This window comes from Aquamicrobium defluvii (assembly GCF_004363725.1).
Taxonomy (GTDB): Bacteria; Pseudomonadota; Alphaproteobacteria; order Rhizobiales; family Rhizobiaceae; genus Mesorhizobium; species Mesorhizobium defluvii.
On record NZ_SNZF01000032.1, the window covers coordinates 30321 to 44462 of the forward strand.

Genomic DNA, 14142 nt, shown 5'->3' on the forward strand with positions numbered 1-14142 from the left:
AATGGATGCAGGCGCCCGTTGATTCAGTTTCAACGGGCGCCTGCATCTCATTTCGCCACTTTGGCCAGTTCCACGATCACCTTCTTGGCGCGCGGAATGGAAGCCGGGCTCATGGAAAGCTCGGTCAGCCCCATGCGGATGAATTCCGGGATGAGGTCGGGCCGGCCGGCCGCCTCGCCGCACATGCCGACCATGATACCGGCTTCCTTTCCGGCTCTTGCCGTCATCTCTATCGCCGTCATCACAGCCGGGTTGGACACGTCGTTCAGCCCGGCCACGGTCGGGTTGAGCCGGTCCGCCGCCATCACATATTGTGTGAGGTCGTTGGTGCCGATGGAAAAGAACGCCACCTCCTTCGCCAGTTCCCGCGCGATCAGCACGGCCGCCGGCGTCTCGATCATCACGCCAAGCTCGAACTGGCCGAAGGGCACGCCGCGCCCCTTCAGCTCCGTTTCGCACTCCGCGATCAGCTCGCGCGTGCGCACGACTTCCGACAGCTGCGAAACCATCGGCAGCATCACCTTGAGGTTGCCGTGCACGGCAGCGCGCATCAGGGCCCGCAACTGCGGCCTGAAGATGTCCGGCCGGTCGAGGCACATGCGAATGCCGCGCCAGCCGAGAAACGGATTTTCCTCTTCCGGGAACTCGATGCCGGCAATCGGCTTGTCGCCGCCGATATCCAGCGTGCGCACGATGACGGGCGCCGGCGCGAAGGCTTTGGCCAGCGCACCGTAGATTTCCGCCTGCATGTCCTCGGACGGCAGGTGCATGTGACGCATGAACAAAAGCTCGGTGCGGAACAGGCCGACGCCCATGGCACCCGCCTCCCTGGCCGCGTCGATCTCCTCCAGCGCCCCCAGATTGGCCGCCACCTCGATCACCGTGCCATCCGCCAGCGTTGGCACGGTATCCCTGTAGGCTTCCAGCGCCGTGCGTTCAGCCGCCGCCTCGTCGATGCGTTTGCGGTAGGCCGCACGCGTTTGCGCATCGGGATCGGGGATCACGGCACCGCTATTGCCGTCGATGGCGACTTCTTTCGCCTCGCGCAACTCGTGGATGCGCGCACCGAGGCCAAGCACCGCTGGAATGCCGTGCGACCGGGCAATGATGGCGATGTGCGAGGTCGCGCCGCCATGGCCGCAGACCACCGCGCCGATGCGCTCCAGCGGCGCCCGCGCCAGATCCCACGCGCCGATGTCCTCGGCGATCAGCACCGCGCCCTCGGGAATGTGGTCGAGGCTGGCATCGTCCTGCCCCAGCAGCGCCAGACAGATTTGCCGCCCCACCGCCAGCATGTCGTCGGCACGCGCGTTCAGGTAAGGGTCCTCGACCGCGCCGAACTCCTGCGCCAGCCTTGCCGTGGTGGCGACGGTGGCGGAAACCGCGTCAAGGCCGCCACGGATCGTTTCGGTCGTGTCGCCCACCAGCGTCTCGTCGCCGGCAATGTCGCGCAGGGCCGCCACGATGCCGCGGTCGCCCTCGGCCAGCTGATCGTCGGCCAGCGCCTTGTCCATGCGCGCACGGACCGCATCGACCGCCGCGCGGAAACGCTCCAGTTCCGGCGCGATCCCGTCCGCGGCGAGTTTGCGGTTCTCGGCCCTTATCTGCGGAGGGAAATGGGCGAAGGCCGGCCCGAGATGAACGCCCTCGCTGGCGGCGATGCCGGCAAGTCCCTTGCCTTCCGCAGCAGCCGGCGGTCCGGCGGGCGGCGCCTTGGCAGCTTCGACGGCGGCCGGCGTCGTCTGCACCTGCGGTGCGGCGTCGTCATCCAGCCCCGCCCTGGGGTTTTCCAGAAAGCCGATCAGCGCCTCAACGGCCTCTATGGCATCCGCCCCCTCGGCCCGCACGGTGACCTCCTGGCCTTCCTTGACGCCGAGCAGCATCAGCTTGACCGAGCTCTTGGCGCTGACTGCCTTGCCGTCGCGGACGATCTCAACCTCGGACTCGAAGCTCTTGGCGAGCTTGACGAACCGCGTCGCCGGCCGGGCATGCAGCCCTTCGTGCACTCTGACGATTGTCGAGCGTTCCATGACCATAACTCTGCCTTGTTCATTTCGGCCGCCGCTTGCGCGATTGCCGGGGGCATCGGTCCGGAAACGGCATCCGGTTTCCGGGCGTTCCGATGCCTGACTACAAAATCGGAGCGTCCTTTGTGCGTCCGAAAGGACGCACAGCGCTCTAGGTCGCGATGGTGATCGTGGCGTCGGGTTTCAGGGCGCCCACAAGCTGGCCGGTATCGACCGCCGAGGCGCAGATTTCGCCGGGCCGTTCGGCGCTTGCGGCCCCGTTGAACGTAATGACGACATGGCCGATCTCGCGCACCTTGGCCCATGCCGTCGGGCCGATGGCGGTGATGGTCGCGCTGACGGGTCCGATGGCGATGGATGCGCCGACCTGCGGCGCATCGGCGCTCGGGCCTTCTTCCGTCCTGTGCAGCACGGAAACCTCGGCCAGCTCCGGCGGCGAGCCATCCGCGAACAGGATCAGCACGCCGCCTTCCGCGAGGTCCGCCACCTCGGGTCCAATCTCGGTAACCCGTGTCCTGAGGAGAACTGTCATCTGGCGAACCTCGCTTTACTTTCTGCTTACAGTACGAACAGGCTGACCACCCAGGCGATCAGCACGGAGACTGGCCCCATGATCTGGCGGCTGATGAGCACCGCCGGAACACCGATCTCGATGGTCTTTGGCTTGGCCTCGCCGAGCGCCAGACCGACGGGCACGAAGTCGCAGCCCACCTGCGTGTTGTAGGCGAACAGCGCCGGCAGGGCCATTGCGGGCGAGATCGTTCCATTGGCGATCTGCGGTCCGATGATGGCGACGCCGATCACCTGCGCGATCACCGCGCCCGGCCCCAGGATGGGCGACAGGAACGGCAGGCCGCAGATGGCCGAGATGATCAGCAGGCCGATGATGTTGTTGGCCAGCGGTCCCATGGGCTGGGCGAGCACGTCGCCGATGCCGGTGTAGAGGATCAGGCCGATCAGCATGGTCACGAAGGCCATGAACGGCAGGACGTTGCGGATCACCTGATCGATGGTGCGGCGGCCGGCATTGAAGAAGATGCCGACGACCCGGCCCATGACACGACCGACAGAGCTGATCAGGCCGACGATGCCGCCCTCGCTTTCCTGCGGCACGGCCGCAGCGCTGGCCGCGGCTGCTTCAGCCGGCGCGGCGGCTGCACCCGCGCCCGTCACCGCCTCGCTGCCATCTGCCAGAGCGATGTTGCCGGGCTTCACGCCGGACACATAGATGTCCTCGGTGATGAACTGGGCCAGCGGCCCCGCCTGCCCCACCGGCGTCAGGTTGACGGTCGGGATGCGTTTGCGCGGATAGACGCCGCAGCGCGCGGTGCCGCCGCAGTCAACCACAATCACCGCCATCTCGCTTTCGATCGGCGGCGACTTGAAGCCGTCGACCGCTTCGGCGCCGGTCAGGTCGGCGATCTGCTGGGCAACCGGATGGATGCCGCCGCCGGTGACCGACACGATCTTGTTGCGCTGCTCGGTCGGCTCGATGACGAGCGGGCCGCCCCAGCCGCCAGCGCCCTTGGAAATCCTGACTGCCTTGTATTTCTTGGCCATGTGTCCCTCCCCGCCCTTAGAGCTCGACGCCCTGGCGGCGCGCCATGATGGCGGTGATGCGCTCGGTCAGGATGCCCTTGAGCAGGATCACCACGAGACCGACGAGCGCGTACCAGATCGCCACCCGGATATGATATCCCCCGGCCACCGCACCGGTTTTCTCCAGTTCCAGAAGCGCCACCAGCACCCCGCCCCAGACGAAATATTCGCCGGGGTTCACATGCGGGAACAGGCCGAGCGGCGGATGCACGTAGGACACCGCGGCGTCGTAGAAGGCCGGCTTGTGCTTCTCTTCCAGGAACGAGCCGAAGGTGTAGGCCATCGGGTTGGTCAGGAAGAAGACGGCGAGCACCGGCAGCACCGTGTAGCGGGTCAGCGCGATACGCCCTGCGCCGCGCGCAATGCCGTGCACGCGCTCCTCGCCGACCAGTTCGGTGATGGCGTAGAAGGCCGTCATCAGCACGACCAGCGTGGGAATGATGCCGGTGACGAAACCGGCGAAGACCTCGCCGCCCTTCTGGAAGATGCCGATGAAATATTTGCCGGCGGCGGTCAGCCAGCCGAGCTGCTCTTCCTGCTGGACCTCGCTCAGCCGTTCGCGGAACTCGTCGACGGTGATGTTGCCGCCATCCGTCGCCTGCGCGAGGATGACGAGCTGGTCAGAGACATGCTCCACGGCAAGCTTGCCGTGCAATGCCGCATCATGAACCATGGCGCCTGCGACATGCAGGTTCTGCATCGCCATGTCGGCGTGCGGCGCCAACAACGATATGACAGACATGTTTCCTCCTTGGCGGAGCGCCGGTCGCCCTGAAAAGCGGCGGCAGCGCCGTTTCTAAGCCCTTGCTGCACTCAAGCCGGACAAGCCCGGCTTCCTGTCCGGCTCCGACCGCGCACGGTCGATCTGCTCGATCGCCCGTTTCACAGCCTCGGCCACACCGGGTTCCCCCTCCCCCAGAATTGCAGGGTCGGACCGGATTTCGTCGAGGGGCCTGCCCTCGAATTCCTCATGGCGCCTGAATTTCGTGAACACGGAGCGCCCGCTCATGATCAACAGACGGCGCACGATGAGATCGGGAGTGACCACGATGAGCACGATGGTACCCTTCCTGAACCGACCCCTGAAATTGCCCGCGCCGACAAAACCATCCTTGTACTTGTTCGTGATGCCCTTGAAGACATCGGTGTAGTGCCGCATCTGCAGCCACACGCCGAGGGCCTGCAAAGCCCACACGACAGCCAGCAGCAGCAAGGCCCATTGCCAGATCGCCATCAGCCTTTTTCCTCCCTTGCCCAGGCGGACGCACGCCGTTGGCGCAATCTCGATCCTAGAGAACATTTGTTTTCTTGAGTGTCAATATGTATGATTTCAGCTATGAACTATAGCCGACGCCGCGGCCATGCTAAAGTTGCGCGCGAAGAGGATGGATGATGGACCTTCGGTTCAAGGACGAACTGGCCGCGATGCCGGACCTGCGCCACAGGCTCCGGCGCCTGCGCTGGTTTCGCGCCACCTTCCGGGCCAGTGCCAGGGCCGTCACCCGGGCCTATGGCGTGCGCTTCGGGATCGACGATGCACGCCTCACCCGCGCCTTCCTCGACTGGATCGAGATCGCGGAAGGGCAGAAGGCTTATGCCGGGGTCAATCGCGGGGATTTCATCGTCTTCGCCGCCGGCATGGCGCTGCGGGAGCTGATTCGCCAGAACCCGGCCCGCGCCATTTCGGAAGCAGCCGCGCCGGTGGGTGAGGCTGATGTGTCGGCCACCACGCAGGAAATCGTCCGCTTCTGGCCGGAAGGCTTCCTCTATACCAATTATTGCGTATCCGCTGTGGCCGCCATCCACGAACAGGAGTTCGGCACGGCGCCGGCCATCGATACATGCGCCGACGACCTGCGCACATGGTGGTCGTACCGCGAGAACGTGGCGGAGGTTCCGGCCTATGCCGTGGCCTTCCTCGACCGCTTTCTCGGCGGCGAGCCGAACTGGATCGCGCCGGACCATCCGGCCGCACGCCAAGGCATGCAGCGCATCGAACCGGCGCTGGAAAGTGCGGCCCCGCCCGGCGTTGCCGCTCCCTAGTTCAAATCCCCATTTTCGTCCCCGATCAGGAGAAACCCGTGACCGGATCACAGCTCATCATTTTCGATTGCGACGGCGTTCTGGTCGACAGCGAGCCGCTGGCCGTGCTTGCCTATGAGCGCGTCTACGAGCGCCATGGCATGCCCGGCGTCGGCCTCGACATCATCAGCCAGTGTTTTGGCATGAAGCAGGCCGACATCGTCGCCCGCATCAAGGAGCTGACCGGCCACCAATATCCCGACCATGCGCCGGACGATCTGTGGCTGGAAACGAAGGCGCTGTTCACCGAGCGTCTGGAACCCACCGCCGGCCTGCCCGATTTCCTGTCCGGACTGAAGCTGGACCGCTGCGTCGCCTCCTCGTCCTCGCTGGAGCGTATTCACCACAGCCTCGACGTCACCCGCATCGCTTCACATTTCAGCGATGCGATCTTCTCGTCGTCGATGGTGAAGAACGGCAAGCCGGCGCCCGACATCTTCCTGTTTGCGGCGGAAAAGATGGGCGCCGATCCGGCCAACTGCGTGGTGATCGAGGATTCGCCCTTCGGCGTGGAAGGCGCGGTCGCGGCCGGCATGACGGCCATCGGCTTCACCGGCGGCAGCCACAGCTATGACGGCCATGGCGAGCGCCTGCTGTCCTCCGGCGCAAGCGTCGTCAACGAAAGCTGGACCGGCGTGGCGGCCGAACTGGAAAAGCTCGGTTTCCGGCTGAACTGAACACGCACCGTCATTCACACAGGGGGAGAATGACGAGAATTTTGCGGCAGGACTCAGAGCCCCGCCACGAAACCGTCGTCCAGCCGCGTGCCGCCGAACCAGTTGAGCCGGTTGACGGTCACGAACCCTGAATCGATCATGCTGTTCTCGTCGCCTTCGATCGTGGTGTGGGGGCGTCCGCGCGGCACGACGATCACGGTGCGGTCGCCGTCCTCTTCCACCACTTCCGCCTTCGAGGCGATCTTGTCGCGGCCGATCACAGGCTGGCGCACCTGCGCCGGCAGCCGCGTCGGCAGGTTGACGCTCAGCCAGTGGCCCTGCGCCGCCCATTCCGCCCGCTTCTCCCACAGCTTGCCGATGAAGCCTGCGAGCCAGACCTCGTCCGCGTCGCCGATCTCCGGGTTCTTCACCCGCGAGAAGCCGATGGAAGGCACGCCCCAGAAGGTTGCCTCGCGGGCGATGCCGAGCGTGCCCGAATAGGCGAGGTCCTCGGCCACGTTGCGCCCGTCGTTGATGCCGGACACGACGAGGTCCGGCTTGCGGTCGTTCTCGAACAGCCACGCCATGGCCGCGACCACGCAATCGGCCGGGCGGCCGGAACAGGAAAAGCGCCTGTCGCCGCGCTTTTCCATGGTGATCGGCTGGGCGATGGTCAGCGAAGGGCCCGCCGCCGTGTGCTTCTTCTCCGGCGCGACCACCCACACATCGTCGCTCAGCCGGCGCGCGGCCTCCGCAAGACGGGCGATGCCCGGTGCGTCGATGCCGTCATCATTGGAAACCAGAATTCTCATGCACTTGCCTTTTGTCCAACCACCAGCCGCTCGCCGGTCCGCCTTGCGCTTTGCAGCGCCGGAATGTGCTCGCCAAGCCGCGCGATCTCGTCCGGCCCGCAGGAATGGCCGAGCACCGCAGGACGGCCGGATTTTTCCCAGATCTCGACATTGCCGGCGAGCGTCGGGTGTGTCGGCATCCGGATCCAGTCCGCACGCCCCTTCGCGTGCAGTTCATAGCCCGGCGTACCCACCGGCAGATGGCCGGAAAGCAGGATCGGAAAGCCCTGCGCATCGGCCAGCGGGATCAGGCGCGCCGACGGCCCCGCCCTGCCCATGCCGTCGTCGGCCAGCAGCGGACACTCCGGCAGCGGCCCGCCATCCGTCCAGTCGAGCGCCGCATCGATGCGGGCGCGCAGCAGTTCGGGCATGCCCGGCTTCAGCGCATCGCGCGCCTCGATCTGGGCCAGCAGGTGTTCGCGCATCGAGGCATGGACGGCGAAGCGGCCGGGCATCGCCGCCACCAGTTCCAGCGAGCGCCCGGACAGCGGCGTCGGCAAGAGGCAGCCGCCCGTCCGTTCCGCGATCCATGCAGCAATCCGTTCCGCCCGCTCGCCCCCGGAAACCGGGTCGGCCCCATAGGAGGCGTCCAGCAGCAGCAAATCGCATTCGGGCATGCGGTCCATGACGAAGACGGCGCTGTCCGGCACCACGTCGGCGCAGTAGACGACGCGGGTGCCTTCATCCTCCAGCGAAAACCACACGCCCCCCACCACATGGCCGGAGCGCCCGGTGGCGATGCGGAAGCCGGCGACGTCGAGCACGTCGCCCGGCCGGAACAGCTCGATCCTGTCGACCGGAAATGGATATGCCTCGACAAGCGCCTTCTCGCCATAGGCGGCCAGCGTGGCCGGCGCTTCGTCCAGCGTTTCGCGCGTCATCAGGATGCGCCCGCGAAACCCTTCCGACAGCAGCCAGTTCAGCGCCCCGACATGATCCTCATGCGCATGCGAGATCAGCACCGCGTCGAGCCGGTCGACCGGAGTCAGCGGGCGCGGATAGTAGTCGCGGCCGGTAGCCCCCACCTTGATGCCGGCGTCCAGCATCACGCGCTGTCCCTCACGCCCCACGACCACGCTGGTGCGGCCCTTCTCGCCGAAGCCGCCTGCGAGTTCCACTTCCAGCGTCATGCGCCTTGCCCGCTCCCCGGAATCAGCCAGCCCGAAACAATGCGAAGCCGCAGCCGCGCCCCTTCCTCGAAGCCGGTGTGCCCCGGATATTCAAAGCTGATCACCCGGTCCGGATCGGCCGCCGGCGCGAAGTCGATGCGCAGCGCGCCACCTTTGTAGACGGCGCGCATCACCGTGCCGTCGATACCCGGCTCGCCCTCGCCGGCGATCTCCAGGTCGGGGGTGCGCACGCAGATGCTGGCATTGGCGCGCGGGCCGTCGCCGGCACGGCAGCGCACCGTCACCTCATGCCCCATCACCTCCACCCGCGCATTTCCGCTTTCCGTCGAAAGCACTTTTGCTGGAAGCACGATGCCCTGCGCGATGAAGGAGGCGACCATCTCGTTGGCCGGCTCGCTGTAGAGTTCGCGCGGCGTGGCGAGCTGCGCCAGCCGGCCATGGTCCATCACCGCGATGCGGTCGGCCAGTGCCATGGCCTCGGACTGGTCATGGGTGATGTAGACGATGGTGGTGCCGGTGCGCTTGTGGAAGGCGGCGAACTCGTCCTCCATCGAGGCGCGCAGATGCACGTCCAGATTGGCCAGCGGCTCGTCGAACAGAACCAGCGAGGGCGCGGCGACAAGGCATCGCGCCAGCGCCACGCGCTGCCGCTGCCCGCCCGAGAGGTTGGCCGGGCGACGGTCGGCAAGGCCCGTCAGGTCCACCAGCGCCAGCGCCTCGTCCACCTTGCGCCTTGCTTCGGTCTTGTCCACCTTGGCGACTTTCAGCGAATAGCCGACATTCTCCGCCACCGTCATGTGCGGCCACAGCGCATAGTTCTGGAACACGATGCCGACGCGCCGCTTCTCGGGCGGCACGCTGCCGCCGGCGTCCGACACGATCTCGCCACCGATGCGGATCTGGCCTGCGCTCACCCGCTCGAAACCGGCCACCAGCCGCAGCAGCGTGGTCTTGCCGCAGCCGGACGGGCCCAGCACGGCGAGGAACTCGCCGTCGCGCACATCGATGGACACGTCCTTCACGGCATCGAAATCGCCGAAGGTCTTGGTTACGTTGGAGAGCGTCAATCCCGCCATGGCAGAACTCCGTTGGGAAGGTAGGGGGCGAGCAGGTTGGTGGCGAGCATCAGCACGAAAGTGATGGAGACCGTGATGGCCGACATCGCCGCCGCATAGCTGGAATCGCCGCCCTGCTCGAACGAGAACATCACCACGCCGATGGTCTCCGAGCCGGAGGACCACAAAAGCGCCGAAACGGTCAGTTCGCTGAGCGCGGTCATGAAGATGAGAAGCCCGCCGGCAAGGGCGGCCGGCGCCACCAGCGGGAAGACGATGGTGCGCAGCCGCGTGAACAGCCCCGCCCCCGCCACCTGCGCGGCTTCCTCCAGCGCCCGGTCGATCTGGTGATAGCCGCTCACCGTCGGCCTCAGCGCCAGCACGAGGAAGCGGGCGAGATAGGCATAGAGGATGATCCAAACCGTGTTGTAGAGCTGGATGCCGGTGAACGGGATCGGCCGCAGGAACATCAGAAGCGCGGCAATCGCCAGCACCACGCCGGGCAGTGCATAGGGCAGCTCGATGGACAGATTCACATAGCGGATCCACTTCTGCTTGCCCCACGCCACCAGATAGCCGACAGGCACCGCCACCAGCACGGCGAAGGCAGCCGCCGCGATCGACAGCGCAAACGAATTGAAGAAGGAGCGCTGCGCCGCCGCGTGCTCGAACAGCACGAAGCGGTAGTTGTCGAGAGTGGCCGTCGCCCATCCGAGCGGGATGCCGTAGCCCGGAACCAGCGAGGTGAGCAGCAGGCCGAACAGCGGCAGGACGAGGATGAGCACGATGAACAGCCACATGCCGATCTCGACCGGCAGCCGCCATTTGCCGAGCTCATAGGGGTCGGCCGGCAGCGAGGTGGACGAAATGCGATAATCGCGCCGCCGGCTCATCACCTCCTGCGCCAGAATGCCGGCCATGGCGATGATGCCGATCAGCACCGACAGGAACGCCGCCTCGCCCAGCACCGCCGGGCCGCCGCCCGCCAGCTTCTGGTAGATCAGCGTGGGCAGCACGAGATAGTTGGCGGGAATGCCGAGGAAGGCGGGAATGCCGAAATTGCCGACGCAGGAAACGAAGGCGAGTGCGGCCGCCGCCACGATGGAGGGCGTCATCAGCGGCAGCACGATGGTGCGCAGCACGGTGAACCAGCCCGCCCCGCCCGAGCGCGCCGCCTCGATCAGCTCGCGCGGCAGCTTGCGCAGGCCGGCGCGTACCAGCAGGAACACCAGCGGGCCATATTGCACGCCGAGCAGGAGGATGATGCCTTCCGTGGAATAAAGCGGGTTGCGGCTGCCGAGCGGCGGCGCCATGCCGATCATCTTGAGGAAGGGGCTGGCCGGCCCGAACAGTTGCAGCCAGGCCAGCGCCGTCACCTGCGGCGCGATCATCAGCGGCATGACATAGGCCAGCACCAGCGTGGAGCGGCCGCGAATGTCGGTCAGCGTCACCAGCAGCGCCACGAAGGTGCCGAGCAGAACGGCCAGCACCGTGCCGCCGAAGCCGACGACCAGCGTGTTCACCGTGGCGGTCCACGTCGCCGGGCTGGCGAGCCCAAGGCGGATCGCCGTATCGGAGATGGTGCCGCCCGGCGCCACGATCTCCTTGATGAGGCGCAGCATCGGCAGCAGCGAAAGCAGCACGATGACGACGGCGACGGCCACCGTCAGGGCCATTTCCTGGCCCCGGCTTTCCTTGACAGGTGCGGACATGATTGTTTCCCGAGATGCCACCAGGGGCTCGATCAATAGGCTGCGTATATGTCGGCCGGCACCGGGCCGCCTCGATATTCGTCGCCTTTTTCTTTCGTGTCAGGTGCGCGGCACGGACACGGCATGCGATGGGCGGGGGCCGGTGGGCATAGCCTGCCGGCCCCTCGCCGGACTTCAGCCGCCGAACAGTTCGGAGAACTTCGACTTGTCGGCTTCGGTGTTCTTGATGATGGCGGGCAGGTCGAAGGACATCACCTTCACCTCGATGCCTTCCGGCAGCCACTCGGGCCGACCGACCGACGCCTTGGCCGGCAGGTAACCCATGTCGAGCGCCAGCTTCTGGCCTTCATCCGACAGGATGAAATCGACGAACGCCTTGGCGCCCTCGACATTCTTGGCCGTCTTCATGATGGCGACGGGCTCGGTCACGGCCGGAACGCCCTCGGACGGGAACACGAACTCGACCGGCGAGCCCTTGGCCTTGGCGTTCATGGCCATGAAGTCGACGAGGATGCCGTAAGGCTTCTCGCCGCTGGCCACCGACTTCAGCACCGCGCCATTGCCGCGCACGGAGATGGTGTTGTTGTCCTTCAGCTTCTGGAAGAAGTCCCAGCCATAGTTGCTGTCGGCCACGAAGCCCGAGAGCAGATAGGCGGCAGCACCCGAATAGAGCGGGCTCGGCATCACCAGCCCGTCCTTGTATTCCGGCTTGGCGAGATCGGCCCAATGCTCGGGCTTCTCGGCCGCAGCGGTATTGTAGGCGATGCCGGTGGTGATCAGCTTGGAGCCGAAATAGGTCTTGTCGGCGTCCACAGCGTCGGCCTCGATGCCGTCGGTCTTCGCTTCCGGATAGGCCAGAAGGCGGTCCTGCGCCTTGAGCAGTTCCATGCTCACCGCATCGGCAATGAGCAGCACGTCCGGCTGCGGGCTGCCGGCTGCGAATTCGGCCGCAAGCTTGGCCAGAATGTCGCTGGTGCCGGAACGGTAGATGTTCACGTCGGTGCCCGGATTGGCCTTCTTGAAGGCTTCCACCGTCTTGGCCGCATCCGCTTCCGGCTGCGAGGTGTACAGTGTCAGCGTGTCGGCGCTGGCTGCTCCCGAAATGAGCATTGCAGCGAGCGCGACCTTGCTTGCAAACAATGTGACGAAACGCGTTTTCATGAGACCTCCTGATCCTTTGCGCATGGCTGCCGGGCTTCTTTGCCGGACAGGCCCGCTCCTCCCTGCACGGCGTATATGACCCGTCGATGACAAAACGCCTGCCTCCATATGATATGTTCATTTGTTTGTTGTCAAACACAAATGAACATGCCTAGTGTTGCATTGTCGACATAAGCGTTGTCCACAATGGCGCATCGACCGGGGAGAGGAACATGCAGCCAACAGCGAAGAAGAAGCGCAAGACTGCCGGGCGGGACGTGCCGCTGGTCTCCTCCGAGATCAACGTCAAGACGGCTTGGCTCTACTATGTCGAAGGGCTGACCCAGGAGCAGATCGCCGAGAAGCTGAACGTCAGCCGCGTCAAGGTCATGCGCACGCTGGCCGCCTGCACGGCAGAGGGCGTCGTCGTCACCACCATCAACGCCCAGACCGCCGGACAGGTGGCGCTGGAGCGCGCGCTTGAAGAGCGCTTCGGCCTCGATTCGGCTGTGGTTGTGCCGACCCCTGGAGATGCCGGCCATCTGGAGAAGGCCATCGGCCATGCGGTCGCGCTCTATCTCGGCGAGCAGATGCAGGACGGCATGACGCTCGCCATCGGCGGCGGCGCGACGCTCCACGCCAGCCTCGCCTATCTCGGCCGCAGGCAGTTGCAGAATGCGTCCGTCATCGGCCTCGTCGGGGCCCTTCCCCATTCGCAATGGATCAACCCGTCCATCGTCGCCGCCAAGGTGGCCGACATTTTCGGCATCGACAGCTACCAGATCACCGCTCCGGTCATGCTGCACGATCCGGCCCTGCGCGATCTTTTGTGGGCGCAACCCGAACTGCTGGACGTCCGCACCCGCGCCGCCAATGCCGATATCGCGCTTTTGACGGTGGGCGAGATTTCGCGCGACGCCACCATCTTCCGGCACGGGCTGGTGCCGCCCTCGCTCATCCCCTCGCTGCGGGCGAAGGGGGCGGCGGCCAATGTGCTGTCCTATTTCATCGACGCGCAGGGCCGGCTGGTCGATCACGAGGTCAACGACCGCGTGATGGCTATCGGCCTCGATGTGGTCGGCGCCATCCCAAACGTGGTGCTGGCCGCCGGCGGCCGCCACAAGATCGCCGCCATCCGCGCCGCCCTCAACGCCTTCGGGACCAACGTGCTGATCACCGACAGCGATACGGCGGAAGCGCTGATGGCGGTCGGCTGACCGTCCCGTTCAGATCAGCCCGCGCTCGCGCAGAAAGTCGTCGAGGCCGGTATTGGTCACGTCCTCGAACTCGCGCACCGCTTCGTTCATGCGGCGGCGGTGGGTAACGAGCAGGGTCAGCACCTGCCGCATTTCCACGGAAATGCCGAACCGCGCCCAGCGCTCGGCGATATGGGCGGGAAGCTGCAGGTCGGTGCAGAAGGCTTCGAGGCTCTCATAGCCCAGTTCCTGCACCAGCCGTGCCGTGTCCTCGCCCGAAAGCCGTTCCTCGAAGGCATGGTCGTGCAGGCGTTGCGCCACCAGCCTGATGTCGGCCGGCGAGGCGCTCATCACCTTCGAGACAATGTTGCGGACATCGGATCGACCGAACGGGGGCATGGCGAGGTTCCCTGCTGCCTTGGCTTCCCCGCCCTCGCGGGCGAGGAACTGTCAGTTCAAGTATAGAGCAATTCCAGCAAAAGTGCGAAGCGGTTTTGCGTTCGGAATTGCGTAAAAACAAAAGGTTAGAGCGTTTCTGCGATTCGGGGAAAAGCGGAAACGCTCCAGGAGCATTGCCGGCATACGCCAACGAGGCTCAGACCACGAGCCCCATCGGGTTTTCGATGAGGCGCTTGAAGGCGCCGATGAGTTCGGCACCCAGCGCCCCGTCCACCGCCCGGTGGTCGGTCGACAA

Annotated in this window: 15 protein-coding genes; 3 read left to right on the forward strand and 12 right to left on the reverse strand. The window is 65.8% G+C overall.

Going from position 1 to position 14142, the window contains the following annotated elements:
• Positions 1-47 precede the first annotated feature (47 nt).
• From ptsP to DES43_RS18735, 5 genes are all read right to left on the reverse strand, one after another.
• Positions 48-2030, reverse strand: coding sequence for a phosphoenolpyruvate--protein phosphotransferase (gene ptsP / locus DES43_RS18715; RefSeq protein WP_035032817.1), 1983 nt, complete (start codon positions 2028-2030; stop codon positions 48-50).
• A 148-nt stretch (positions 2031-2178) separates the two neighbouring features.
• A complete protein-coding gene (locus tag DES43_RS18720; RefSeq protein ID WP_035032786.1) occupies positions 2179-2559 on the reverse strand; it encodes a PTS glucitol/sorbitol transporter subunit IIA in 381 nt (126 codons plus the stop codon).
• Between the two features lie 26 nt (positions 2560-2585).
• The gene (gene srlE / locus DES43_RS18725) at positions 2586-3587 is read right to left on the reverse strand and encodes a PTS glucitol/sorbitol transporter subunit IIB (protein WP_133675977.1); all 1002 of its coding nucleotides are present in this window, start codon (positions 3585-3587) and stop codon (positions 2586-2588) included.
• Between the two features lie 16 nt (positions 3588-3603).
• Positions 3604-4368: a PTS glucitol/sorbitol transporter subunit IIC gene (gene srlA / locus DES43_RS18730; RefSeq protein ID WP_035032792.1), complete on the reverse strand. Its 765-nt coding sequence runs from the start codon at positions 4366-4368 to the stop codon at positions 3604-3606.
• A gap of 54 nt (positions 4369-4422) precedes the next feature.
• Complete coding sequence (locus tag DES43_RS18735) at positions 4423-4860, reverse strand: transcriptional regulator GutM (RefSeq protein WP_035032820.1); 438 nt, start codon at positions 4858-4860, stop codon at positions 4423-4425.
• Between the two features lie 158 nt (positions 4861-5018).
• On the opposite strand from DES43_RS18735, the gene DES43_RS18740 reads away from it, so the two are divergent.
• Positions 5019-5669 (forward strand): hypothetical protein, encoded by a 651-nt coding sequence (locus tag DES43_RS18740; RefSeq protein ID WP_035032823.1) that lies wholly within the window; start codon positions 5019-5021, stop codon positions 5667-5669.
• A 38-nt stretch (positions 5670-5707) separates the two neighbouring features.
• Complete coding sequence (locus tag DES43_RS18745; RefSeq protein ID WP_035032795.1) at positions 5708-6385, forward strand: HAD family hydrolase; 678 nt, start codon at positions 5708-5710, stop codon at positions 6383-6385.
• 53 nt (positions 6386-6438) lie between these two features.
• Here DES43_RS18745 and DES43_RS18750 read toward each other — a convergent pair whose 3' ends face one another.
• From DES43_RS18750 to DES43_RS18770, 5 genes are all read right to left on the reverse strand, one after another.
• The gene (locus DES43_RS18750) at positions 6439-7176 is read right to left on the reverse strand and encodes a 5'/3'-nucleotidase SurE (protein WP_035032798.1); all 738 of its coding nucleotides are present in this window, start codon (positions 7174-7176) and stop codon (positions 6439-6441) included.
• Positions 7173-8345: an MBL fold metallo-hydrolase gene (locus tag DES43_RS18755; protein WP_342585407.1), complete on the reverse strand. Its 1173-nt coding sequence runs from the start codon at positions 8343-8345 to the stop codon at positions 7173-7175. Before DES43_RS18755 ends, DES43_RS18750 begins: the two co-directional genes overlap by 4 nt.
• Complete coding sequence (locus DES43_RS18760) at positions 8342-9421, reverse strand: ABC transporter ATP-binding protein (protein ID WP_035032800.1); 1080 nt, start codon at positions 9419-9421, stop codon at positions 8342-8344. The genes DES43_RS18755 and DES43_RS18760 overlap by 4 nt, the downstream gene beginning before the upstream one ends.
• Positions 9409-11112: an ABC transporter permease gene (locus DES43_RS18765; protein ID WP_035032803.1), complete on the reverse strand. Its 1704-nt coding sequence runs from the start codon at positions 11110-11112 to the stop codon at positions 9409-9411. Before DES43_RS18765 ends, DES43_RS18760 begins: the two co-directional genes overlap by 13 nt.
• A gap of 174 nt (positions 11113-11286) precedes the next feature.
• The gene (locus DES43_RS18770; RefSeq protein WP_035032806.1) at positions 11287-12273 is read right to left on the reverse strand and encodes an ABC transporter substrate-binding protein; all 987 of its coding nucleotides are present in this window, start codon (positions 12271-12273) and stop codon (positions 11287-11289) included.
• 212 nt (positions 12274-12485) lie between these two features.
• Here DES43_RS18770 and DES43_RS18775 point away from each other — a divergent pair, with 212 nt between their 5' ends.
• Complete coding sequence (locus tag DES43_RS18775) at positions 12486-13469, forward strand: sugar-binding transcriptional regulator (protein WP_035032809.1); 984 nt, start codon at positions 12486-12488, stop codon at positions 13467-13469.
• 9 nt (positions 13470-13478) lie between these two features.
• Here the strand turns inward: DES43_RS18775 and DES43_RS18780 are convergent, their stop codons facing one another.
• The gene (locus tag DES43_RS18780) at positions 13479-13847 is read right to left on the reverse strand and encodes a hypothetical protein (RefSeq protein WP_035032811.1); all 369 of its coding nucleotides are present in this window, start codon (positions 13845-13847) and stop codon (positions 13479-13481) included.
• A 196-nt stretch (positions 13848-14043) separates the two neighbouring features.
• Positions 14044-14142: 2-oxo acid dehydrogenase subunit E2 (locus tag DES43_RS18785; protein ID WP_208110855.1), on the reverse strand; the 99-nt coding region annotated here is incomplete at its 5' end.

What these genes read in the sequence shown, in the direction of transcription:
- ptsP (WP_035032817.1), bottom strand. Translation starts at nt 2,030, where the DNA reads ATGGAACGCTCGACAATCGTCAGAGTGCACGAAGGGCTGCATGCCCGG.
- DES43_RS18720 (WP_035032786.1), bottom strand. Translation starts at nt 2,559, where the DNA reads ATGACAGTTCTCCTCAGGACACGGGTTACCGAGATTGGACCCGAGGTG.
- srlE (WP_133675977.1), bottom strand. Translation starts at nt 3,587, where the DNA reads ATGGCCAAGAAATACAAGGCAGTCAGGATTTCCAAGGGCGCTGGCGGC.
- srlA (WP_035032792.1), bottom strand. Translation starts at nt 4,368, where the DNA reads ATGTCTGTCATATCGTTGTTGGCGCCGCACGCCGACATGGCGATGCAG.
- DES43_RS18735 (WP_035032820.1), bottom strand. Translation starts at nt 4,860, where the DNA reads ATGGCGATCTGGCAATGGGCCTTGCTGCTGCTGGCTGTCGTGTGGGCT.
- DES43_RS18740 (WP_035032823.1), top strand. Translation starts at nt 5,019, where the DNA reads ATGGACCTTCGGTTCAAGGACGAACTGGCCGCGATGCCGGACCTGCGC.
- DES43_RS18750 (WP_035032798.1), bottom strand. Translation starts at nt 7,176, where the DNA reads ATGAGAATTCTGGTTTCCAATGATGACGGCATCGACGCACCGGGCATC.
- DES43_RS18755 (WP_342585407.1), bottom strand. Translation starts at nt 8,345, where the DNA reads ATGACGCTGGAAGTGGAACTCGCAGGCGGCTTCGGCGAGAAGGGCCGC.
- DES43_RS18760 (WP_035032800.1), bottom strand. Translation starts at nt 9,421, where the DNA reads ATGGCGGGATTGACGCTCTCCAACGTAACCAAGACCTTCGGCGATTTC.
- DES43_RS18765 (WP_035032803.1), bottom strand. Translation starts at nt 11,112, where the DNA reads ATGTCCGCACCTGTCAAGGAAAGCCGGGGCCAGGAAATGGCCCTGACG.
- DES43_RS18770 (WP_035032806.1), bottom strand. Translation starts at nt 12,273, where the DNA reads ATGAAAACGCGTTTCGTCACATTGTTTGCAAGCAAGGTCGCGCTCGCT.
- DES43_RS18775 (WP_035032809.1), top strand. Translation starts at nt 12,486, where the DNA reads ATGCAGCCAACAGCGAAGAAGAAGCGCAAGACTGCCGGGCGGGACGTG.
- DES43_RS18780 (WP_035032811.1), bottom strand. Translation starts at nt 13,847, where the DNA reads ATGCCCCCGTTCGGTCGATCCGATGTCCGCAACATTGTCTCGAAGGTG.